Genomic DNA, 22,391 nt, shown 5'->3' on the forward strand with positions numbered 1-22,391 from the left:
GCCTTCGCCGGGACGACGATTGCAGTCATCTTCATAAAGGCTCCCCATGAAACCCGCCCTCTTCTCCGCCTGGCAGACCTGGGCGCTGCTCTCCGCCTGCTTCGCCGCACTGACCGCGATCTTCGCCAAGGTCGGCGTCGAGAACATCAATCCGGACCTCGCCACCTTCATCCGGACCATAGTGGTGCTGCTGGCCTTCTCGATGCTGCTGTTCTTCACCGGACAATTCGCCGCGCCCTCGGCGGTGTCGCCGAAGACATGGCTGTTCCTGGTGCTGTCGGCGCTTGCGACCGGCGCGTCGTGGCTGTGTTACTTCCGCGCGCTGAAACTCGGTCCCGCGACGCTGGTGGCGCCGATCGACAAGCTCAGCGTCGTGCTGGTCGCTCTCTTCGCCTTCGCCTTTCTCGGCGAACGGCCAACGACGCAAGGCTGGGTCGGCATCGCCATGATCGGCGCCGGTGCGGTGCTGCTGGCCGTGAAGTTCTGAGGCTGGCGGATCTGACCGGGGCGCGATAGTCAGGACGGACTTTGGAGATCGACTTGCCGACCCTGCCGTCTGACGCCATCTGGGCCTGGAGCATCATCGTCGCCGCAACCGCAGGCGTCATCATCCGCCCCTTTCGCCTGCCCGAGGCGGTCTGGGCCGTGCTCGGCGCCACGGCCCTGGTGCTGCTCGGTTTCCTGCCGTGGCAGGATGCGCTCACCGGCATCGAGAAGGGCATCGACGTCTACCTCTTCCTGATCGGCATGATGCTGATCGCCGAGCTCGCCAGGCTGGAAGGCCTGTTCGACTATCTCGCAGCCCTTGCGGTGGAATATGCCGCCGGCTCGCCGCAGCGACTGTTCCTGCTGATCTACCTCGTCGGCACGGTCGTCACTGTGCTGTTGTCAAACGATGCCACCGCGATCGTGCTGACGCCCGCCGTCTATGCCGCGACGCGCGCGGCCGGTGCAAAGCCGCTGCCTTATCTGTTCGTCTGCGCCTTCATCGCGAACGCTGCGAGCTTCGTGCTGCCGATCTCAAACCCCGCCAATCTCGTCGTGTTCGGCGCGCACATGCCGCAGCTCACCGAATGGCTGCGCCTGTTCGCCCTGCCGTCGGTAGCCTCGATCCTGCTGACCTATGTCGTGTTGCGGCTGACCCAGCACCGCGCGCTGAAGGAAGAGACCATCGCGCGCAGCGTGCCGCATCCAAAGCTCGGCCGCGGCGGCAAGCTCACGGCTGTGGGCATCATCGCCATCGGCGTCGTGCTGGTCACGGCATCGGCACTCGACAAGCAGCTGGGCCTGCCGACCTTCATCTGCGGCGTGGTGACTTCCGCCATCGTGCTGCTGATCAGCCGCCAATCGCCGCTGCCCGTGCTGCGCGGCGTGTCCTGGAGCGTGCTGCCGCTGGTCGGCGGGCTCTTCGTGATGGTGGAAGCGCTGGTGAAGACCGGCGTGATCGGGCAGCTCAGCGCGCTGTTGCACCAAGCCGTCGCGCAGTCAGTCCCGAAAGCCGCCTGGAGCGTCGGCATTGCGACTGGAGCGGCTACCAACATTGCCAACAATCTGCCGGTCGGCCTCGTTGCAGGCTCCGTCGCCGCCAGCGATCACCTGCCGGCAACGGTCGTCAGCGCGATCCTGATCGGCGTCGATCTCGGACCCAATCTGTCGGTGACAGGCTCGCTTGCCACCATTCTCTGGCTGGTCGCGCTGCGGCGTGAGAAGATCGAGGTCGGCGCCTGGCCGTTCCTCAAGCTCGGCATGTTGGTAACGCCGCCGGCCCTGATCGCGGCACTGGCGGCCGCGATCAGGTAATGCATAGAGTCTATTTTTCGAGCATGATCTTTATCGGAAAACCGCTACGCACTTTTCCGGATCATGCTCTAGTCGTTCTCGTAGCCGTAGACTTCCGGCAGGATAAAGATTGCGGCGAGCAATCCGATCAGCGGGAAGATCGCGACAAACAGCGTGGCGCCGGCCTGGCCGATCGCCGCGAACAGCGACGGGAACAGGAAGATCGCGAGGAACGACGGCAGCTTCACGAACATGTAGGCAAAGCCGCTGGCGGTGCCGCGATACTTCGGCTTGGCGACCATGGTCGGGATCGTCATGCAGTTCGACGCATCCCAATAATGGCCCCACAACATGGCGGCGGCCGCGAACGGCAGCAGGATCTTGTTGTCGGTGTAGAGCGCGAAGGCCGCGACCAGCAGCGAAGCCAGCACGATGCCGAAACCGGCAATGGCGATGCCGCGATGGCCGATCTTCGGCGTCAGCAGCGGCCCGACCCAGCCCGACAAGGCGGCGAAGCAGAACAGCGCCATCGTCACCAGATTGTTGCCGAGCACGCTCGACACGCCGACCATCACGAACAGCACAGGCAGATAGAACGCGAAGGTCGAGAACTCGCTGCCTTGCGCAAAGCAGGCGATCCAGCCGTAGATCGTGGCGCGCCAGCGGATCGGATCCTTCTTCAGATCGGCCAGGAAGGCGCGGGTCGAGACCTTCGGCACCTGCACATCCTGGTCCGGCAGCATGGCGAGATCGTCGTTGAACATCTCGCGCGCGACCTGCTTGGCCTCGCGGTAGCGTCCCTTCTGCACCAGCCAGACCGCGGTCTCCGGCACGTCGTGGCGCATGATCAGGATGATCAGCGCCGGCACCGCGCCGAGGCCGAGCGTCACGCGCCACAGCATCTCGTGCTGGATGTCGAGCAGCAGGAAGATGACGATGACGCCGATGGTCAGGACTTCACCGACCGCGAACATGAACTGCCAGCGGTTGCCCATGACCTCGCGCTCGCCCTTGGCCATGGATTCCATGATGTAGGTGTAGCCGGTCGAGATGTCGGAGCCGAGCGGAACGCCGAGCAGGAAGCGGATCACGACGAGCCAGGTGACGTTGGGCACGAAGGCCTGCGCCAGCGCCAGAATGATGAACATCACCATCGTCACCAGGAACATCACGCGGCGGCCGATCTTGTCGGACAGCCAGCCGCCGAGCAGCGCACCTATCAGCGCGCCGCCCTGCGTGCCGGCCGCGGCAAGGCCGAGCATCAACGGATCGGGATTGTACTGCTCCTTGATGAAGATCAGCACGAAGGCGATCGAATAGAGATCCCAGGCCTCGACCAGGATCGAGGCCATCATCAGCCAGCCGACCTTGTTGCCCTTGGGACTGTAATTGGTAATGAGGTAGCGGACCGCGGCTTCGCTCGCGGTCGGTTGTGGCACAGCCATCGTTGACATCTTTGGTCCTCTCTTCAAAACTCTTTACGCGCCGAGTAACGGCTCGATGCTGCAATCCAGCAGGCGCGGATCGATCCCCACCTCCATGCCCGTGAACATCTGGTCCATGTAGTCGATCAGTGCATCGCTCGCCTTCACCGCGTCCTCGACGCGACGGCCGGCGACGGCCGCGAGAATGGCGAGATGACGATCGATCGTGCCGGACAGATCCGTCTGTCCCGGCATGAAGCGGTGGTGGATGTAGCCGATGCGGCGATACAGCGTGTGCAGCGGCCGCAGCGTATGCACCAGGAACGGCTCGCCCGCGGCTTCCAGCACCAGCGCATCGATGCGACGGTCGATGCTGTTGAACTCGTCGAGGGTCAGGGTGGCGCGGCGCTCGCGCAGCAAACGCTCGATGTGCAGGGCCTGATTGCGGTGCGAGAGGCTGGCGCGATCGGCCGCAAGACGAACGACGAAGCGCTCCATGTCGCGCCGCAAGGCCAGCAGCATGCGCTCGCGCGCGAGATCGATCGGCGCGATGTGCAGACCGTGGCGCGGACGGATGATGATGAGCGTATCGGCGGAGAGACGATTGACCGCGTGATGCACCGGTGTGCGCCCGAAGCCCGTGATCTGCTGCAATTCCAGCATGGTCATGAACTGACCGGGCTTGAGCTCGCAATGAACGAGGAGCTCCTCGATCTTCTGATAGGCCAGCTCGAAGAAATTGAGACGGTTGCGCCGCGAGGGCTTGCCCTCGCCGTCGTCCTCGTTTCTCACCACCGCGAGCGCGCGCTTGCGCCGTGCCATCTCTGCCTCCCGTCCGCCCGCGCTCTCGCTGCAGGGCGGCGCCTTATTTGTGGCACCCTTAAAACATGTTGTGATATATTACAAGCAAGCGTAAGACTTTCGCGGACGCGCCGCATGCTGCAGCGCAAAAATGAAAACACGACCGGTGCGAAGCGCCTGCGACGGGAGGACAATGGCCGTGAAGATCACGTCGATCGAGACGCTGCGCACCGAGGAATTCTCCAACGTCATCTGGGTGCGCGTTCACACCGACACGGGTATGATCGGTCTCGGCGAAACCTTCTATGGTGCTGGCGCAGTCGAAGCCCAGATCCACGACACCTTTGCCGGTCGCCTGCTCGGCCGCAATCCCCTGCACATCGAGGCGATCCATCGCGACATGCTGAACCTGCCGATGGCGCAGTCCTCGACCGGCGTGGAATATCGCGCGACCTCGGCGATCGACATCGCGCTGTGGGATCTGTTCGGCAAGGTCTGCAATCAGCCGGTGCACCAGATGCTGGGCGGCCTCTGCCGCGACAAGCAGCGCATCTACAACACCTGCGCCGGTACGCAATATGTCCGCTCGACCAATATCAGCCCGGTCGCCAACTGGAATCTCGGTGCCGCCAAGGGGCCTTACGAGGATCTCGACGGCTTCATGCATCACGCCGATGCGCTCGCCGAAAACCTGCTGGAAAATGGCATCTCCGCGATGAAGATCTGGCCGTTCGATCCTGCGGCGCAGGAGAACAAGGGCCTCTACATCACCGCCGCGCAAATGAAGCACGCGATCGAGCCGTTTGAAAAAATCCGCAAGGCCGTCGGCGACAAGATGGAGATCATGGTCGAGCTCCACTCGCTGTGGAATTTACCGACCGCAAAGCAGATCGCGCGCGCGCTCGAGCCCTACAAGCCGACCTGGTACGAAGACCCAATCCGCATGAACTCGCCGCAGGCGCTCGCCGAATATGCGCGCTCGACCGATGTCTGGGTCTGCGCCAGCGAAACGCTCGGCTCGCGCTTCCCCTACAAGGACATGCTCGACCGCGACGCCATGCACGTGGTGATGGCCGATCTGTGCTGGACCGGCGGCCTCACCGAGGGCCGCAAGATCGCGGCGATGGCCGAGACTTATCACCGGCCCTTCGCACCGCACGACTGCATCGGCCCGATCGGCTTCATCGCCGCCGTCCACATGTCGTTCAGCCAGCCCAACACGTTGATCCAGGAATCGGTGCGCGCCTTTTACAAGGGCTGGTACAATGAGCTCGTCACCACGATGCCAACGATCAAGGACGGCTATGTCTATCCGATGGAAGGCCCCGGTCTCGGCGTCGATCTTCTGCCCGCCGTCTTCGATCGCTCCGATCTGACCGTGCGTCGCTCCAACGTCTGAGGATTTTTTGAAATGAGCACCGCCCTCTTCGACCTTTCCGGCCGCACCGCGCTCGTGACCGGTTCTTCCCGCGGCCTCGGCCGCGCCATCGCCGAGGGCATGGCCAAGGCCGGCGCCAAACTGATTATCAACGGCGTCGATCCTGAGCGAGTCGAGCAGGCTGTCGGCGAGTTCCGTGCCGCCGGGCATCAGGCCGAAGGCGCCGCCTTCAACGTTACCGACGAGCCCGCGATCGTCGCGGCGTTCAACGAGTTCGACAAAAAGGGTATCGCGGTCGACATCGTCGTCAACAATGCCGGCATCCAGCACCGCAAGCCGCTGGTGGAATTCACGACCGACGAATGGCGCAAGGTGATCGAGACCAACCTCACCAGCGCCTTCGTGATCGGCCGCGAGGCCGCCAAGCGCATGATCCCGCGCAAGCACGGCAAGATCATTAACATCGGCTCGCTCGGCAGCGAGCTGGCGCGCCCGACGATTGCGCCCTACACCGCCGCCAAGGGCGGCATCAAGAACCTGACCCGCTCGATGGCGGTGGAATGGGCCCAGCACGGCATCCAGGCCAATGCGATCGGCCCCGGCTACATGCTCACCGACATGAACGAGGCGCTGGTCAACAACACCGATTTCAACAACTGGCTGATGGGCCGCATTCCCTCCAAGCGTTGGGGCAAGCCGGACGAGCTGGTGGGCGCCGCAATCTTCCTGGCGTCGGATGCCTCGACCTACGTCAACGGCCAGATCATCTATGTCGATGGCGGCATGATCGCCGCGATGTAATCGCGAAACAGGGAACGAGACCATGCGCGCCGTCGTCATTCACGCCCCGAAGGATCTGCGGATCGACAACTATCCGGATCCCGAGCCCGGCCCGGGCGAGGTCCGGGTCAAGATCGCCAATGGCGGCATCTGCGGCTCCGACCTGCACTACTACCATCACGGCGGTTTCGGCGTCGTCCGCATCCAGCAGCCGATGGCGCTGGGGCACGAGATCGCCGGTGTGGTCGCAGCCGTCGGCGACGGAGTCACAAGCATGCAGCCCGGCACTCGCGTCGCCGTCAATCCGAGCAAGCCGTGCGGCCAGTGCCTGCATTGCCAGGAAGGCCTGCGCAACCAGTGCCTCGACATGCGTTTCCTCGGCAGCGCAATGCGCTTTCCCCATGTGCAGGGCGGCTTTCGCGAGTTCATCACGGTCTATGCGACGCAGGCCGTGCCGATCTCCGACAAGCTGTCGCTCGCCGAAGCCGCAGTGACCGAGCCGCTCGCGGTGTGTCTCCACGCCGGCAAGCAGGCAGGCCCCCTCCTCGGCAAGCGTGTGCTGATCACCGGCTGCGGCCCGATCGGCGCGCTGATGATTCTTGTCTCGCGCTTCGGCGGCGCGTCCGAGATCGTCGTGACCGACGTCGCCGACGCACCGCTGGCGGTCGCAAAAAAGCTCGGCGCCACGCATGCGATCAACGTCGCGACCAATGCCACCGGACTCGATCCCTGGCGCGCCGGCAAGGGCGTGTTCGACACGCTGTTTGAAGCTTCCGGCAATCAGGCCGCGCTGCGCACCGCACTCGACGTGCTCCGTCCAGGCGCGACGCTGGTGCAGCTCGGCCTCGGCGGCGAGATGACGCTGCCGATCAACGCCATCGTTGCCAAGGAATTGCAGCTCCGCGGCACCTTCCGCTTCGATCCCGAATTCGAGCTCGCGGTCAGGCTGATGGGCGAAGGCCTGATCGACGTGAAGCCGCTGATCACGGCGACCATGCCGTTCGAGAACGCGGTCGCCGCCTTCGAGCTCGCCAGCGACCGCTCGCAATCGATGAAGGTACAGCTGACGTTCTGAGCGGCGGGGTTCACTCCCGCGCGACCACCTGGTCCAGCCACGCGCAGTTCAGCGGCGGCACGCTCGGATCGGGCACGCGCACGCCGCGCGCAGCTGCATCCATCCGCATGTCGCGCAGCCGCTTGCGCTGCTCTTCCGGCATGTTGAGCCGCTCGTGACCCCATAGCGACGGGCCGTCAAAGGTCTCGTGCGGCTGCCAGGTCTGGGGATCGATGATGCGGCCGCCCCAGCCATATTCGATGAAGAAGCCGGACGGCGTGTTCACATAGAACGAGGTCATGTGGTCGTTGGTATGGCGGCCCAGCGTATAGGCAATGCGGCCGTCATCCATCTGCGCGAGATCGTAGCCCTGCCCGACATCGTCGAGACTGCCGAGCTCGACCATGAAATGATGCAGCGTCTTGCGCCCCGAACCGACCATCGCAAAGGAATGGTGGCGGCCGTTGACGTGGAAGAAATAGAGCCCGTAGGGCTTCAGCCCGAAATCGGAGACATGAAAGCCGAGCACGTCGCGATAGAACGGCACCAATGGCTCGACATCCTCGACGTTGAGCACGACATGCCCCATGCCCAGCGCGCCGGTGCGAAAGCCCGAGATCGGCCGGCCCGGCCTAAACGGCTCGCTTGCAAGCTCGGGCTTGCAGAAGGCTTCCTGCCGATTTCCGGCAGGATCGGCGAACACGATCAGCTCGGTGACATGCCGCTCGTCAGCCAGCGCGCGCGAACCGCGCGTCACCTTGACGCCGTGGCTTTCCAGCCGTCCGGCCAACCGGTCCAGCTCGGTGGTCGAAGGAACTTCCCAGCCCATCACCGCAAGGCCGGCATCGCTGCTGCCGTCGACGATCAGGCGCTGCTTGCGATCGTCCATGCGGAAGGCGCGCATCTTGCCGCCGCGATCGACCTGCTGCATGCCGAGGAGGCCCGTCGCCATCCGGCCCCACTGGTCGAGCTCTGACGAATTGATCCCGATATAGCCGAGCGCGGTGATTTCCATCGACGTCCTCCCGAGAGCATCGCGTTCGCCGCACTGCGGCGAACTTGATACCGGTCGCGCACGATCCTACGGTGACGTCCCGCAATCGCTTCGCGTTCGCAAAGACGATAGTCGCGATGCCGTGCGCTACAAGGGAGGAAATACGAAGTGTCCAAGGAGCGGACGCGGACCGGGGCGCCGCGGCAGTTGGAGGGCGTCCGCGCCTTCAAGCGCGGGCTGGACGTGCTGCAGGAGGTCAACCGCTCCGGCGGCATCCGCGCCGGCGACGTCGCCCGCGCGCTCGACCTGCCCCGCCCCACCGTCTATCGCCTGCTCGAAACGCTGGAGGAACTCGGCTATGTCGCGCGCAGCGCCAGCGATGACCGCTTTCGCGTGACGCGGCGGGCGCTGAGCCTCGGCGATGGCTACGACCCCGGCGTGGCGATCTGCCAGGCGGCGGCGCCTTATCTCGCTGAGCTGAGCAAGACCCTGGTCTGGCCGGTCGATCTCTCAGTTTACGAGAATGCGGCAATGGTGGTGCAGGAAACCACCCATTCCCGCAGCCCGCTCTCGATCGATCGCGGCATGATCGGCAGACGCCTGCCGATGCTCCGCACATCTGCAGGCCGCGCCTATCTCGCCGCCTGCCCCGCGCGCGAGCGCGACCTCATCATCAGCCATCTCCGCCGCATCGACGAGGGCGACGACCGCCCCTTCCTTGACCAGGGCCGCCTCGACCAGATGATCGCCGAGACGGCCGCGCGGGGTTACGCCATCCGTAGCGAAGGCGAATACAATCCGAAGACCGCCTCGATCGCCGTCCCGATCGTTCGCAACGAGATCGTATTCGGTTGCATTTCGATCATCTGGATCAGAACCGCGCTCGCAATCGATAAGGCGATCGCCGACTTTGCCGCGCCATTACGAGACGCGGCCGCCGCCATCCCGGTCGAATGAGGCTAATGGCTCCGCGCGGACGGTGACCTTTGCGCCTGAGCGGACGCGTCGAATACGGCGCGACATTGCGCGCTCAGCCGGTCGAGCTGTGCTCCCATGCAGTCTCGGATTTGGGCGCGATTGGGAACGTAGGCAGAGCAAAGACGCATCGCGTCGCCCATGCAGGCCTGGCGCTGCTCGGATTCACTCGGCCCGGCCTGAGCGAAGGCCGGCGTGATCGTGGCGCTCAACAGAAGGAAGGCGACGCGGAAGTTCATGAATGCTCTCACTCTCATGTTGGATTGTCGGCAAGGCGGGCTCACCGGAGTTTGACGCTTCGATCGGACAGCGGAAGGTGAAGGAACGTCGTCACCGTGGTCTCGATCAGCAGCGCACCCGACGCCTCGACGTCGATGTCGGGCGCAAGCTGTTTGAGCAGCACGGGAGCCGCCGGAGGCTGATTCAGTGCGGCGTTGAGCAGCGCAAAGAACAGCGCCGGATGGCTGCTGCGGATGATGCCGGCTTCAATGCCGGCCACGAAGAGCTCTCGAACGGTCTCATAGGCCGGACGCAGCAGTTGTTCGGTCACGAGCACAGCCCGCTCCGGCGCCTCCGCGCCGTGCCGGACGACAAAGTCCCTGACATCCGGATGCGCAGCATAGAAAGCGCCGATCGCCACGATGACGTCGCGCAGCCGATCGCCGAGCGGGCGGCTGGAATCGGCCGCGATCGCGCGAATGCTGGCCATGGCAGGGATCGCAATCGTCACGATGCGCGCGAGACAGGCCTCCCACAGCGCCGCCTTGTGCCCAAAATGAACGCGAACCAGGTTGGGGCTGACCTGGGCCGCGGCGGCCACGCTGCGCAGATCGGCGCCATCGAAACCGTGGCCGGCGAATGCGCTGGTGGCGGCGGCCAGCAGCGCCTGCCGGCCGTCCGGCATGTCCTTGCTTCGGCGGCCCTTCGGTCGAGAGGGCGGTGCCTTTTGCCTTTTCGTCGCGGCGATCATCGCCTTTCCTCTTATATGTTCGATTGTACATATAATGACCGCGCACGCTTGGCAAGAGGTTTCGTTCGCCCGTACGGCGGCCGACATCCGTCCGCTGGGCGGACACTTGGGAGGCCGGCGTTGAAGAGCTGGGCATGGCTGGGAGAGAGATAGCGCCATGCAGGATAAATCCGCCCAAGAGGAGTTTGACGTCGTGATCGTCGGGCGTGGCCCAGTCGGCGCCACGCTCGCCAATCTGCTCGGTCTCTGCGGCGTGCGCACGCTGGTGCTGGAGCGCGAGGCGCGGACCTATCATCTGCCGCGCGCGGTGCATTTCGACGACGAATGCATGCGGGTGTTCCAGACCATCGGTCTGGCCGACGCGATCTTGCCGCATGTCATCCTCAGCCCCGGCATGCTCTTCCTCGACGCCAACGGCAAAATGCTGCTGGACTGGTCGCGCCCACAGACGCTGACGCCGATGGGCTGGAACCTCAGCTATCGCTTCCACCAGCCCGATCTGGAGGATGTGCTGATCGGCGGCCTCGCACGCTGGCCCCACGTCAGCTTGCGCAGCCGCTGCGATGTGTTCGCGCTCGATCAGGACGAGACCGGCGTGCGCGTGCGCTACGAGGACCTCTCCAACGGCAAGCTCAGCGAGGTCCGCGCCGGCTATGTGATCGGCTGCGACGGCGCGCGTTCTCTCGTTCGCCGCTTCATCGGCTCCGGCATGGACGATCTCGGCTTCCACGAGCGCTGGCTAGTGATCGATGTGCTGCTCAAGCGCGCCCGCGACGATCTCGGCGATTACAGCCTTCAGCACTGCGATCCCCGGCGGCCTGCGACCTATGTGCGCGGCACCGGGACGCGACGGCGCTGGGAGATCACGGTCCTCCCGGACGAGGATTCGAACGACGTCGCGCAGCCGGCAAAGGTCTGGGAGTTATTGTCACGCTGGATCACGCCTGAGGATGCGGAACTCGAGCGCGCCGCGGTCTACACCTTTCATTCCGTCATCGCACAGCAATGGCGCAACGGCCGGCTACTGCTCGCGGGCGATTCTGCGCACCAGACCCCGCCCTTCCTCGGCCAGGGCATGTGCGCCGGCATCCGCGATGCCGCAAATCTCGCCTGGAAACTCGCGAGCGTCATCCGCGACGGTGCCGGACCCGATCTGCTCGACACCTATCAGAGCGAACGCCAACCGCATGTGCGCGAGTTCATCGAGCTTGCCATTCGCTTGGGCGGCGTCATCAACACCAAGGCGATCGAGGCAGGCCTCGCCGCCGGGCAGGCGCGCGAGAATGCGCCCGTGAAGCTCGAGGTGAAAAAGCCCCTGCTCGGCCCCGGGCTCGCGCTCGGCGACCTGCCGCTCGCCGGACATCTCGCGCCGCAGTTCATGCTGAATGACGGCAGTCGCGGCGACGACGGGATCGGCTACGGCCATGTCCTCCTCGTCGGGAGCGCGACGCGTCTCGCTCTCTCGCAGCCCGGAATCAAAATCCTGACCAGCGACGATGCCGAGGGCATCGGACCGTGGCTGCGCGAGCACGGCATCACCGCCGCGCTGGTTCGCCCCGATCGTTACATCCGCGGCACCGCCCGCAACGATGCCGAGCTCGACCGGCTCATCGCCGCTATCACGCCTCCAACCCACGTGCCGTCCGCGGCCTGATCGAACAAGTCTCGAGGATATCTCATGAAGCTGCTCTCTTTCATCACCGACGGCCGCGCCTCCTTCGGGGCCGTCAAGGACGACGGCGTGGTCGATCTCGGCACCCGCATGGCGCCCTGCACCACGCTGCGTCAGTTGCTTGAAGCCGGTCGCGTGGCCGAGGCGGCAAAGCTGGTCGCCTCCACGGCGCCAGATCATCCGCTCGACAGCGTGACCTTCGCGCCCGTCATCCCCGATCCCGGCAAGATCATCTGCGTCGGCCTGAACTATCGCGACCACGTCGCCGAGACCGGCCGCACCGTCACCGAGAAACCGGCCCTGTTCGTCCGTTTCCCCTGCAGCCAGGTCGGCCATCTCCAGCCCATCGTGAAACCGAAGGTGAGCGACGATTTCGACTACGAAGGCGAGCTCGCGCTCATCATCGGCAAGGCAGGCCGCCATATTCAGGCGAGTCGTGCGCTCGACCATATCGCCGGCTATGCCTGCTACAACGAGGGCAGCATCCGCGACTGGCAGCGCCACACCAGCCAGTTTCTCTCCGGCAAGACCTTTGCGGAGAGCGGCAGCTTTGGTCCGTGGCTGGTGACGGCGGACGAGATCCCCGATCCGTCGAAGCTCGCTCTTCAGACGCGGCTGAACGGCACGGTCGTGCAGGACACCACGACGGATCTTCTGATTACCGCCATCCCCGAGCTCATCGCCTACATCTCGACGATCTGCCCGCTTGTTCCCGGCGACGTCATCGTCACGGGCACGCCGGGCGGCGTCGGCGCCAAGCGCACGCCGCCTTTGTGGATGCGGCCCGGCGACACCGTCGAGGTCGAAATCTCCGGCATCGGAATTTTGCGCAACAAGGTCGTCGCCGAACCGGCCTGACCGCCAACGCCGATCAATCAAAACATAACAACATCAGGAAACGCCATGGCCAATCTCCGCAACCCGTCCGCTGCCATCCTGCTGATCACGCTGGCGCTCGCGGGCACCACCGCGCGCGCCGACATCAACGGCGACGCCATCCGTATCGGTGTCCTCACCGACATGAACGGCATTTTCGCAACCGCGATGGGCCCGGGCTCGGTCGAGGCGGCGCGGATGGCGGCGGAGGAGTTCGGCGGCAAGATCAACGGCAAGCCGATCGAAATCCTGCAGGCCGATCACCAGAACAAGCCGGACCTCGCCGCCTCGCTCGCGCGAAAATGGTTCAGCGACGGCGTGCAGGCGATCGCGGACGGTGGCAGCTCCGGCGCGGCGCTCGCGGTGCAGGAGCTGGTGCGCGGCAACGGAAAGATCTTCCTCGTCTCCGGCGCCGGCGCCAACCAGCTCACCGATGACGCCTGCGCGCCGTCGAGCGTGCAGTGGACCCAGGACGCCTATTCCACCGCGACCGCGGTCGTCTCGGGCATCATGCAGACCAGCAAAGAGCCGTGGTTCTTCATCACCGGCGACTACGCCTTCGGTCATTCGATCGAGGCGACCGCGCGCGATCGCATCGCCGCGCTCGGCGGCAAGGTCGCCGGCAGCGTCAAGGCCCAGCTCGGCACGCCTGACTACAGCTCGTTCCTGCTCCAGGCGCAGTCCTCGGGCGCCAAGATCCTCGCGATCAACGTCGCCGGCGACAACGCCACCGCGATCAAGCAAGCGGAGGAATTCGGCCTTGCCGACCAGGGCATCAAGATCGTGCCGATGTCGTTCCAGAACGTCGATATCGCGGCGGTCGGCCTGAAGGCGACGCGCGGCGATCTCATCGTCACCTCGTTCTTCGAGGACGTCTCGCCGGCTGCCCGAAAGTTCTCCGACGCGTTCTATGCCCGCCGCAAGGCGATGCCGTCGCAGATCCAGGCCGGCGTCTATTCCGCCGTGCGTCACTATCTGCAAGCCGTGAAGGATACCGGCTCCGACGACAGCGCCACCGTGATGGCCAAGATGAAGGCGACGCCGGTGTCGGATGCCTACACGCCCAATGGCCGCATCCGCGAGGACCAGCGCATGGTGCACGATCTCTATCTGGTGCAGGTCAAGACACCCGAGGGATCCAAGGGGCCGTGGGACTTCGTCAAGCTGGTCGCGACCATTCCGCCCGACCAGGCCTTCCGACCGCTCGACCGCAGCAAGTGCGGCCTGGTCGGTAAATAGAGCGTTTTCAAGCGAAGTGGATACCGGTTCGTGTTGAGAAAACGCGTCAAAAAAGGGTCTATCTTTAGGCCAGATAGCGCGTGAGATAGCCTTCCATGGCGTAGAGCGCGCAGAGCGCGAGGCTCGACCACACGGCGGCGCTGAAATACAGGAACATCCAGGTCAGCTCGCCCTTCCAATGCGCGATGTCGTGGGTCACCACCCATCGCGTCGAGACGTCATGCAGGCCCTCGAGGAATCCGAGGAACCTGCCGCCCTGTTCATGCCCGGTCCGCCAGCGGCTGAGATACATCGGCACGTCGACGGTGACGAGGAAGACGAGGAAGCAGGCGATGCCAATGATGCCGGCGATCAGCGCCCAGCGCACCGGGCCCTGGAATTCCGGCATCAGCCGGCACAGCGCGATGCCGGCGAGGAAGAAGGTCACCGCCCATAGCGAGTTCTCGATCGCGTTGAAGAGGAAGTTGGTGGTGACGACCGCGTACCAGGAGAAACACTCCGCGATGATGATGATCGGCACGATCATCAGCGCGACGTTCACCGCCGTCTCCGCGCCCGTCATGTGACCGAGCTGATGCAGGATGATCGCCCATTGCGCGGCGAAGCAGACTTCGGCCACCGTGGCCACGGTGCGGCCGACGAAGACGCTCGACAGCCAAGTGTCGAACAGGCAGATGCGCTGCACGTCGGCGCGCGGCAGCACCGAGCGGAAGGCGCAGCCGAACACATAGCCCGCGCAAAGCAGGAACATCAGACCGATATCCGAGCCGCCGCCGACGCTGCCGGCAACGGTCGGATAGAACTCGCGGTACAGCATGAACCAGACGAGAATATTGGCGGCACTGACCAGCGTCAGGGATCCCCACCACCACGCCAGGGGATTTGACCGTGCCTGCCACTGCAACATGAAGCGCTCCCGCCGTAGTCAATATGACATTCAGCGGTAGCAATTCTGTCATAAATCTGCAGCAAGGCGCGACAAAAATCTGCGTGACGGCGCTGTCATAATTCGCCTGCGCGCTGTCATAATCGCGAGGGCGACGGCGCTCCCCACACGTTTCGAAGCTTATTCCGGGCGGCGCCACTTCGACGCCCCCCGGAATCACGCGGGGTACTTATTTCTTCAGCCCGCCGACATAGGCCGCGAGCTTGTCCAGCGTCTGGTAGCCGTATTCGACGGCGCCAAAGCCGATCATGTGGTCGCGCTGCTCAGTGCTCGCTGCCAGCTGCCGCATCATCAGAACGGTCTTGCCGTTGCTCTGCTCGGCAAAGGTGACGGTGGCGCGGAACATGCTGGGATCGTCGTCGTGGTCGACGCCATGATCCATCTCCATGAAGGACGGCCGCTCGATGCGGCGGAAGCGCATGCGGTTCGGATAGACGGTGCCGTCGGGGCCGATCATGTTGAAGCGCCAGACGCCGCCGACACGCACGTCGATCTCGAAGGTCTCGATCTTGAATCCCTTCGGCCCGAACCATTGCGGCAGATGTTTTGGGTCGGACCACGCCTCGAACACCAGATCGCGCGGCGCGTCGATCACGCGCGACATCACGATCTCGCGGTCGATCGACCATTGCGACAGGGCAGCATTGGCAGAATTCGTCATCACTCAGCACCTTTCCGTTTGCTTGTCTTGTTAGTGGTCTTGTTGGTGGTCTTGTCGGTCGTCTTGGACGGCCGCTTGGCAGCCGCCCTCTCCTTCTTGAGCTTCATCACGTAAGCCTCGAACCGGTCGAGCCGCGCTTCCCAGATCGCGCGCTGGTGCTGGAACCAGTCTTCCGCACCGACGAGCGCATCCGGACTGAGGCGGCAGGTGCGCACACGGCCGGACTTCTCCGACTGCACGAGCCCGCTCAGCTCGAGCACATGGATGTGCTTCATGAAACTCGGCAGCGCCATCTCGAAGGGCTCGGCGAGCTCGCCGACCGATGCCTCGCCGGCGCACAACCGCATCACGATGGCTCGCCGCGTCGGGTCGGCAAGCGCTGCGAAAACCTGGTCGAGCTGGGATAATTGGTTAGCCATGAAGCTAACTATAAGCCCACCGCGATCGAGCGTCAATAATTGTTAGCCCATAAGCTAAGTAATTTTGCAGAGCCCTCATCTGGAACCCACAACGCGCAATCGTGAATTGGACGCTGGGCCCGTTCCACTAAAATTGGCCGCCGGGGGCGCACATCATCACTCATCGGATCACGTGCCGCCTGTTGTCATCTCCTCGCAAATCACCCGGCGAACCCTCGCCCGCGCTGCGCTCGTTCCTCTTGCGATCGCGCTCCGGCCACGTCGCGCATCGGCGGATTCCGACATGATCGCGCAGATGCGCGACATCGTCGCCACCGAGCTCGCGCCCACCGCGACGGCGGAGCATCCGGGCGGTCTCGCCGCGGCGCTCTATGCCGGCCGCCATGTCGAATTCTTCACCTACGGCTTCGCCGACGACGCCACCAAATGGCCGGTGACGCCGGACACGCTGTTCAACCTCGCTTCCTTGCGAAAACCGTTCGAGGCCACGTTGGTGGCACTCGGCACGCTCCGCGGCGAACTGCGGCTCGACGATCTCCTGCCGAAATATCTGCCGGAGCTGAACGGTGACTATGTTCGCAAAGTCACCGTCGGCGAGCTGGCCACGCACACCTCTGGCCTGTTGTTGCCGACCGATCACCCGCCCTGGCCGAACGACTCCTACTCCCAGGCGCAATTCATCGCGATGCTCAACGCCTGGACCCCGCCCGCTGGCGTCGCGCCCGGCAAGCAGCGCATCTACAGTCATGCCGCTTACGTGCTGCTCCAGCTCGTGCTCGAGCGCTGCTATCGCACGCCGATCGCAACACTGATCGAGGGCCGCGTGCTCACGCCGCTCGGCATGCATGCGACGTTCCTCCCCGAACGCGGACCTGACAACCGCGCGATCATAGACGACGCCGCGATGCGGCGCGTCGTGCAGGGCTATTCCGACCAGGGAAACGCGATCGGCCCGATCGGTAACCAGCAGAGCTATTTCGATTTCCCCGGCTCCGGCCAGATGTTGTCGTCCGCGCGGGATATGTCGACATTCGCTGCCGCCTGCGTCGACGGCCGCGCGATCGATCCGCATTTGCGCGAGGCGCTGGGTATGACACAGCGCGAAAGTTTCCGCGTCGACCAAAGGTTCGGCCAGGCCACGTTCGGCCAGGCGATGGCCTGGGAGACCGTGCACCTTCCCGGCGTCACAATCGTCGACAAGCCCGGCGGCCTCAACAACGCGTCAGGTTATATCGGCCTCGTACCGGCCCACCGGATCGGCATCGTGTTGCTCGCCAATCGCGGCGAATATCCGCACGAGATTGCCCGCTACAAGATCTTGCCCGCGCTGGCGCATCTGCTGGCGTCGCACTGACAAGAACGCGCGAGCGCGATTCGAATGCGCCCTCTTCAGACCGAGCGCGTCAGTCCGCCGTCGACGCGGATATTCTGGCCGGTGATGTAGGCGGCGCCGTCGGATGCGAGGAACGAGACCGTTGCCGCGATCTCCTCGACCTTGCCGTAGCGCTTCATCGGCACGCTGTCGCGGCGCGCATCCAGCTGCGGCAGGCTGTCGATCCAGCCGGGCAGCACGTTGTTCATGCGGATATTGTCGGCCGCATGGGTATCGGTAAAGATCTTTGTGAAAGCGGCAAGGCCAGCGCGGAACACCGCCGAGGTCGGAAACATCGCGCTCGGCTCGAACGCCCAGGCGGTCGAGATGTTGATGATGGCGCCGCCCTTCTGCGCCTGCATTACCGGCGTCACCAGCCGGGTCGGACGGATCACGTTCAGCAAATAGGTGTCGAGGCCAAGGTGCCACTGCTCGTCGGTAATCTCCGTGATGGCCGCGCGCGGGCCGTGGCCGGCGCTGTTGACGAGCACGTCGATGCGTCCCCATTTCGCAAGCGCCCCGTCGACGAGGCGCTTCAGATCGTCATTGGACTTGTTCGAGCCGGTCACGCCGAGGCCGCCGAGCTCGGCCGCGAGCGCCTCGCCCTTGCCGGAGGACGACAGGACGCCCACGCGAAAGCCGTCGGCTGCAAGCCGCCGCGCGGCCCCTGCCCCCATGCCGCTGCCACCTGCGGTGACGAGTGCGACCTTCTCTGCTGCCATGACCGATCATCCCTGTGATAACGTTGAGGCGAACCGAAGGTCAGCCTTCTACAGCCAGACTTGCCCGCAGGTCCATCGCCACGAGGCACCACGACATGAGCGATTTGCAGATCCGCAATTTGGAGCCTGAGGAGATTTCCATCGCGATCGACTGGGCCGCGGCCGAAGGGTGGAATCCCGGTCTGCGCGACGCCGCCTGCTTCGCGGTCCCGGACGCGAACGGCTTCTTCGTCGGCGAGATCGACGGCGAACCTGTCGCGGCCGTCTGCTGCGTCAACTACGACGACCGCTTCTCCTTCCTCGGCTTCTACATCGTGCGCGCAGGCTTTCGTGGCAGAGGTCACGGCCTGCGCATCTGGAATGCCGCGATCGCGCATGCGGGCTCGCGCGCGATCGGCCTCGACGGCGTCGTGGCCCAGCAGGACAATTACAGAAAATCCGGCTTTCAGCTTGCTTACGCCAATATCCGCTATGGCGGCAGCGTCGCGCCACCGAAGCCGCCCGCCGATGTCGTTGCGCTCGACACGATTCCGTTCGCGGATATTGAAGCCGATGACGCCACGGTCTTCCCTGCCCCGCGCGCGGCCTTCCTGCGCGCCTGGATCAACACATCAGGCCATGTCGGTCGCGCACTGCTGCGCGACGGCAAGCTCGCTGCATGGGGCGTGATCCGCCCGTGCCGGTCGGGCCACAAGATCGGCCCGCTTGTCGCCGACGACCGCACGGCGGCGGAAGCGATCGTGCAGGCCTTGCTGGCAAGCGCGGGCGGCGGTGAAATCTTTCTCGACGTTCCCGCCGTCAATCGCGAGGCGATTGCGCTCGCGGAAGCGCTCGGGCTCAAGCCGGTGTTCGAGACGGCGCGAATGTACACGCAGCCGATCGCGCCGCTGCGGCTCGACCGCGTCTTCGGCGTCACCAGCTTCGAGCTTGGGTAGCGCCGCTCAGTAGCAACGCATGATGTTGACGGTGTGCTCGCCACCACCGCGGCCGGGCACCGTCACGGATTCCGTCGGACAGCTCGGGACATAGGGCCGGTCGGATGGCACGACGTTCGGCGGGAAGCGGTGTGCCCAATCCCAGGGAACGTCATAGGTGTAGGTATAGCGAACATCGTTGGTGACAGGCTGTCCCGCATCGGCGAAGGGTTCGTTGTACGTCGCACCGTCGTAGAAGAATCCGCCGCCGCCCGGCCAATAGACAAATGAACTGTTCCGCCTGTGGAACCGGGCGCCAGGAGCGATCGGCGGGCGCGCTGCGACCGACGGTCCGGTAGCAGCCATCACGCCATGCGGGGCGGCACCGCCCGGTCGCGCAAAACTGTCGCTGGGGCTAAGGAGCAGCGCGGCTGCGCTGAGCGAGGCGAGCAAGGCCCCATTTGATCTGGACATCATGATACGCACCAACTCGTTTGGCTTCGCGGATAGCGGCTCCCCACCGCACGCTAAGCCGGGCTGTCACCCACCCGCAAACATATAATTAATTGTTGGTTAAGGCACGGGATTAACGGGGACACCCCGGAGGCCGGCGGGCCACCAGACCTTGCGGTGCCTGTCGGGCAAAACACCCAAGCCGCCGGTCAATCCGCGCCGCCAAAAATATTCCACTTTACCGAAATTCGGGAATGGCGTATGTGTTGCCTCACTCCGGCCCAAGGAAGAGGGGCGTATCGCGATCGTCACGAACGCGGGCCGGGCGGCGGTGGACGTGGGTCGCATCGGCGCGAAGGGTTTCGCAGGGCGGGCAACCGTGAGCGCAGACCTCGCGCACACGACCGGTGTGATCTGCGTACGGCCAAATCGTGTGGTCCTGGCGCCCGGGGTCTGTGCGCCAAGTCTTGTGGTGATGCGTGCGGCCCAACCGGGCGCTCACATCAGTCATCTGCGAGACGACGGGGGCAATAGTGCATCGCTCCCCGGGGAGAGCGCGACATAAGCCGTTCCAACCATCCGCGCAGGGAAGGCCGGGATGCCTCCGGCTGCCCTGTTACCCGCTGTGCAGTGTAGCGCAATCTACTCATGGCATAGCGGTCAATGGGAGCCAGCCGGCTCCCGGCCTTCCCTGCGCCCTCTTTCAATGGAGGGTGAGGCGACAAAGCAAAGCTCGGGCGAAACAAGCCGCGAGGATGTGAACTCATGTCAGTCATTCAACAAAGGTCTCGTGCCCGGACGCAGCGCAGCACGAAGTGATGCGCTGCAGAGCCGGGGCCCATGCGTCAGTGAGCGCGCGGCCTGCTGGGTCCCGGCTCTGCGCAGCAGCGTAAGGACGCTGCAGCGAGTCCGGGACACGAGAGCGTCCCCTCTTCACCCCGCAATGACGAATCCTGGCCACCTTCCCGTCCCTTCGGCATGCCCATTCGCTCTTGTAACAAAACTGTCATGCAGCAAAACTAAACGATACCCGGGGGCCGCGGTTCGGCGGCCAAGCCGCCTCACCGCTAGGAGAATTTGATGCGCCGTTCACTGGTGTTGCTGTCCGCCGGGCTGACAGTCCTGTCCACCGGACTCGCGTCCGCCCAGAACAACACACCCCGCAACCTGATCCTGTTCATCCCCGACGGGCTGCGCGCACTGAAGATCACCCCCGAGACCGCGCCGGCCATGGCCGAGGTCCGCGACAAGGGTGTCAATTTCAAGAACTCGCATTCGCTGTTCCCGACCTTCACCATGGCCAATGGCTCGGCGATGTCGACCGGCCATTATCTCGGCGACACCGGCGTGTTCTCCAACACCATCTGGACCAACTACACCTCGGTGCCCGCCGGCGACACCGTGGTCCCCTTCATCGAGAACGACGCCGTGCTCGGCGACATCGACGAGCATTTCAAGGGCGACTATCTCAACGAAGAGACCGTCTTGAAGATGGCCCGCGACAAGGGCCTGAGCACGGCCGCGATCGGCAAGCTCGGCCCGACCTATCAGTGGGACCACACCGATCATCCGGAGAAGCCAGGCAAGCACTCGATCGTCATCGACGATGCCACCGGCAGCAAGGCCGGCGTGGCGCTGTCGGACGAGATGAAGGATGCGCTGACCAAGGCGGGCGTCGCCCTCACCGCCCCCGGTCGCGGCGACAACGGCAAGGCGGGCGATGCCAAGACGCCCGGCACCACGACCGCCAACGTCGTGCAGCAGGCCTATTTCGCCGACGTCGCCACCAAGGTGGTGCTGCCGATGTTCAAGGCGCGCAACAAGCCGTTCGTGCTGGTGTTCTGGTCACGCGATCCGGACGGCACCCAGCATAACCAGGGCGACAGCCTCAACCAGATCCTGCCCGGCATCAACGGCCCGAGCTCGATGGCGAGCATCAAGAACGCGGACAACAATCTCGCCCAGCTTCGCAAGGCCCTGGACGAGCTCGGGCTTGCCGCCAACACCAACATCATGATCCAGGCCGACCACGGCTTCTCGACCATCTCCAAGGAAAGCAAAACCAGCCCCTCGGCCAAACTCAGCTATGACGACACGCCGAAGGACTTCTTGCCGATGGGCTTTGTCGCACTCGACCTGGCGAAAGCGCTCGACCTGCCGCTGTTCGACCCCAACGACAAGAACGCACAGATTGACGGCAACAAGCATCCGAAGGCTGGCAATGGGGTGCTCGGCAAGGATCCGACCAAGCCCGATCTGGTCGTCGCCACCAACGGTGGCTCGGACCTGATCTATCTGCCGAACAAGGACAAGAAGCTGGCGGCCAAGACGATCAATGCGCTGCTCGAGCAGGACTATATCTCCGGCCTGTTCGTCGACGATTCCCTCGGCCGCTTCCCCGGCACGCTGCCGCTGTCGAGCATCAATCTGCGCGGCAAGGCGGCGACACCGACGCCGGCGATCGTCGTCAACTTCCGCTCTTACGCCAGCGATTGCGGCGAGGCGCCGACCAATTGCTCGGTGCAGGTGGCGGACACCGTGCTGCGCCAGGGCCAGGGTATGCACGGCAGCTTCAGCCGCGGCGACACCTATAACTTCATGGCTGCGATCGGACCGGACTTCAAAGCCGGCTTCGTCGACGAGCTGCCGGTCAGCAATGCCGATGTCGGCATGACCGCGGCCCAGCTCCTGGGTCTGCGCGGCTCGGAGAATGGCGGCCTGGTCGGCCGGGTCATGTCGGAGGCGCTGCCCAACGGCATCGTGCCGAAGGCGTTCAAGGTCGTGGAGAAGTCGAAGAAGAAGTCCGAGAACGGTCTCGAGACCGTGCTCAACGTCCAGCGCGTCGGCAGCCAGCGCTATTTCGATGCCGCCGGTTTCCCCGGCCGCACGCTGGGCCTGGAGCCGGAGGCCGGCAAACAAAAAACGGCGGGGAAATAACCCCGCCGCTTCGTTCGCGCCCTTG

At 64.5% G+C, this 22,391-nt stretch carries 22 protein-coding genes; 12 read left to right on the forward strand and 10 right to left on the reverse strand.

What is annotated here, in order from left to right:
• The first annotated feature begins 46 nt into the window (after positions 1–46).
• Together ACP2YP_RS23825 and ACP2YP_RS23830 are read left to right on the forward strand one after the other, a co-directional pair.
• The gene (locus tag ACP2YP_RS23825; RefSeq protein WP_426418766.1) at positions 47–487 is read left to right on the forward strand and encodes an EamA family transporter; all 441 of its coding nucleotides are present in this window, start codon (positions 47–49) and stop codon (positions 485–487) included.
• Positions 488–549: 62 nt separating this feature from the next.
• The gene (locus ACP2YP_RS23830) at positions 550–1,800 is read left to right on the forward strand and encodes an arsenic transporter (protein ID WP_426426245.1); all 1,251 of its coding nucleotides are present in this window, start codon (positions 550–552) and stop codon (positions 1,798–1,800) included.
• Positions 1,801–1,868: 68 nt separating this feature from the next.
• Here ACP2YP_RS23830 and ACP2YP_RS23835 read toward each other — a convergent pair whose 3' ends face one another.
• The gene (locus tag ACP2YP_RS23835) at positions 1,869–3,233 is read right to left on the reverse strand and encodes an MFS transporter (protein WP_426418767.1); all 1,365 of its coding nucleotides are present in this window, start codon (positions 3,231–3,233) and stop codon (positions 1,869–1,871) included.
• Positions 3,234–3,257: 24 nt separating this feature from the next.
• Complete coding sequence (locus ACP2YP_RS23840; RefSeq protein WP_426418768.1) at positions 3,258–4,025, reverse strand: GntR family transcriptional regulator; 768 nt, start codon at positions 4,023–4,025, stop codon at positions 3,258–3,260.
• Positions 4,026–4,203: 178 nt separating this feature from the next.
• On the opposite strand from ACP2YP_RS23840, the gene ACP2YP_RS23845 reads away from it, so the two are divergent.
• Genes ACP2YP_RS23845 through ACP2YP_RS23855 form a run of 3 tightly spaced genes read left to right on the forward strand, consistent with a single transcriptional unit; the run spans position 4,204 to position 7,237 of the window.
• Complete coding sequence (locus ACP2YP_RS23845) at positions 4,204–5,403, forward strand: mandelate racemase/muconate lactonizing enzyme family protein (protein ID WP_426426246.1); 1,200 nt, start codon at positions 4,204–4,206, stop codon at positions 5,401–5,403.
• 12 nt (positions 5,404–5,415) lie between these two features.
• Positions 5,416–6,183, forward strand: coding sequence for an SDR family oxidoreductase (locus ACP2YP_RS23850; RefSeq protein WP_426418769.1), 768 nt, complete (start codon positions 5,416–5,418; stop codon positions 6,181–6,183).
• 22 nt (positions 6,184–6,205) lie between these two features.
• Entirely contained in the window at positions 6,206–7,237 is a 1,032-nt protein-coding gene (locus tag ACP2YP_RS23855) for an L-idonate 5-dehydrogenase (protein WP_426418770.1), read from the forward strand.
• A gap of 10 nt (positions 7,238–7,247) precedes the next feature.
• Here ACP2YP_RS23855 and ACP2YP_RS23860 read toward each other — a convergent pair whose 3' ends face one another.
• Positions 7,248–8,231, reverse strand: coding sequence for a VOC family protein (locus ACP2YP_RS23860; RefSeq protein ID WP_426418771.1), 984 nt, complete (start codon positions 8,229–8,231; stop codon positions 7,248–7,250).
• A 147-nt stretch (positions 8,232–8,378) separates the two neighbouring features.
• Between ACP2YP_RS23860 and ACP2YP_RS23865 the strand changes: the two genes are divergently transcribed.
• Complete coding sequence (locus ACP2YP_RS23865; protein ID WP_426418772.1) at positions 8,379–9,167, forward strand: DNA-binding transcriptional regulator; 789 nt, start codon at positions 8,379–8,381, stop codon at positions 9,165–9,167.
• Between the two features lie 2 nt (positions 9,168–9,169).
• On the opposite strand, the gene ACP2YP_RS23870 is transcribed toward ACP2YP_RS23865, so the two are convergent.
• On the reverse strand, positions 9,170–9,424 hold the full coding sequence (locus ACP2YP_RS23870; RefSeq protein ID WP_426418773.1) for a hypothetical protein: 255 nt from the start codon (positions 9,422–9,424) through the stop codon (positions 9,170–9,172).
• 41 nt (positions 9,425–9,465) lie between these two features.
• On the reverse strand, positions 9,466–10,155 hold the full coding sequence (locus ACP2YP_RS23875; RefSeq protein ID WP_426418774.1) for a TetR/AcrR family transcriptional regulator: 690 nt from the start codon (positions 10,153–10,155) through the stop codon (positions 9,466–9,468).
• 157 nt (positions 10,156–10,312) lie between these two features.
• Here ACP2YP_RS23875 and ACP2YP_RS23880 point away from each other — a divergent pair, with 157 nt between their 5' ends.
• From ACP2YP_RS23880 to ACP2YP_RS23890, 3 genes are read left to right on the forward strand one after another with little or no spacing between them, the layout of a single operon-like run.
• Positions 10,313–11,809: a bifunctional 3-(3-hydroxy-phenyl)propionate/3-hydroxycinnamic acid hydroxylase gene (locus ACP2YP_RS23880; protein WP_426418775.1), complete on the forward strand. Its 1,497-nt coding sequence runs from the start codon at positions 10,313–10,315 to the stop codon at positions 11,807–11,809.
• A 24-nt stretch (positions 11,810–11,833) separates the two neighbouring features.
• A complete protein-coding gene (locus ACP2YP_RS23885) occupies positions 11,834–12,685 on the forward strand; it encodes a fumarylacetoacetate hydrolase family protein (RefSeq protein WP_426418776.1) in 852 nt (283 codons plus the stop codon).
• 45 nt (positions 12,686–12,730) lie between these two features.
• The gene (locus ACP2YP_RS23890) at positions 12,731–13,942 is read left to right on the forward strand and encodes an ABC transporter substrate-binding protein (protein ID WP_426418777.1); all 1,212 of its coding nucleotides are present in this window, start codon (positions 12,731–12,733) and stop codon (positions 13,940–13,942) included.
• 64 nt (positions 13,943–14,006) lie between these two features.
• Here the strand turns inward: ACP2YP_RS23890 and ACP2YP_RS23895 are convergent, their stop codons facing one another.
• From ACP2YP_RS23895 to ACP2YP_RS23905, 3 genes are all read right to left on the reverse strand, one after another.
• Positions 14,007–14,849: a hypothetical protein gene (locus ACP2YP_RS23895; protein WP_426418778.1), complete on the reverse strand. Its 843-nt coding sequence runs from the start codon at positions 14,847–14,849 to the stop codon at positions 14,007–14,009.
• A gap of 208 nt (positions 14,850–15,057) precedes the next feature.
• On the reverse strand, positions 15,058–15,549 hold the full coding sequence (locus ACP2YP_RS23900) for an SRPBCC family protein (RefSeq protein WP_426418779.1): 492 nt from the start codon (positions 15,547–15,549) through the stop codon (positions 15,058–15,060).
• Complete coding sequence (locus ACP2YP_RS23905) at positions 15,549–15,968, reverse strand: ArsR/SmtB family transcription factor (RefSeq protein WP_426418780.1); 420 nt, start codon at positions 15,966–15,968, stop codon at positions 15,549–15,551. Before ACP2YP_RS23905 ends, ACP2YP_RS23900 begins: the two co-directional genes overlap by 1 nt.
• A gap of 283 nt (positions 15,969–16,251) precedes the next feature.
• On the opposite strand from ACP2YP_RS23905, the gene ACP2YP_RS23910 reads away from it, so the two are divergent.
• Positions 16,252–17,322 (forward strand): serine hydrolase, encoded by a 1,071-nt coding sequence (locus ACP2YP_RS23910; protein ID WP_426418781.1) that lies wholly within the window; start codon positions 16,252–16,254, stop codon positions 17,320–17,322.
• Positions 17,323–17,357: 35 nt separating this feature from the next.
• Here the strand turns inward: ACP2YP_RS23910 and ACP2YP_RS23915 are convergent, their stop codons facing one another.
• A complete protein-coding gene (locus ACP2YP_RS23915) occupies positions 17,358–18,062 on the reverse strand; it encodes an SDR family oxidoreductase (protein WP_426418782.1) in 705 nt (234 codons plus the stop codon).
• Between the two features lie 95 nt (positions 18,063–18,157).
• Here ACP2YP_RS23915 and ACP2YP_RS23920 point away from each other — a divergent pair, with 95 nt between their 5' ends.
• Complete coding sequence (locus ACP2YP_RS23920; RefSeq protein ID WP_426418783.1) at positions 18,158–18,997, forward strand: GNAT family N-acetyltransferase; 840 nt, start codon at positions 18,158–18,160, stop codon at positions 18,995–18,997.
• 6 nt (positions 18,998–19,003) lie between these two features.
• On the opposite strand, the gene ACP2YP_RS23925 is transcribed toward ACP2YP_RS23920, so the two are convergent.
• Positions 19,004–19,453, reverse strand: coding sequence for a hypothetical protein (locus tag ACP2YP_RS23925; protein ID WP_426418784.1), 450 nt, complete (start codon positions 19,451–19,453; stop codon positions 19,004–19,006).
• Positions 19,454–20,509: 1,056 nt separating this feature from the next.
• Between ACP2YP_RS23925 and ACP2YP_RS23930 the strand changes: the two genes are divergently transcribed.
• The gene (locus tag ACP2YP_RS23930; protein WP_426418785.1) at positions 20,510–22,366 is read left to right on the forward strand and encodes an alkaline phosphatase family protein; all 1,857 of its coding nucleotides are present in this window, start codon (positions 20,510–20,512) and stop codon (positions 22,364–22,366) included.
• Positions 22,367–22,391: the final 25 nt, after the last annotated feature.

The organism is Bradyrhizobium genosp. A (genome assembly GCF_049949275.1).
Taxonomy (GTDB): domain Bacteria; phylum Pseudomonadota; class Alphaproteobacteria; order Rhizobiales; family Xanthobacteraceae; genus Bradyrhizobium.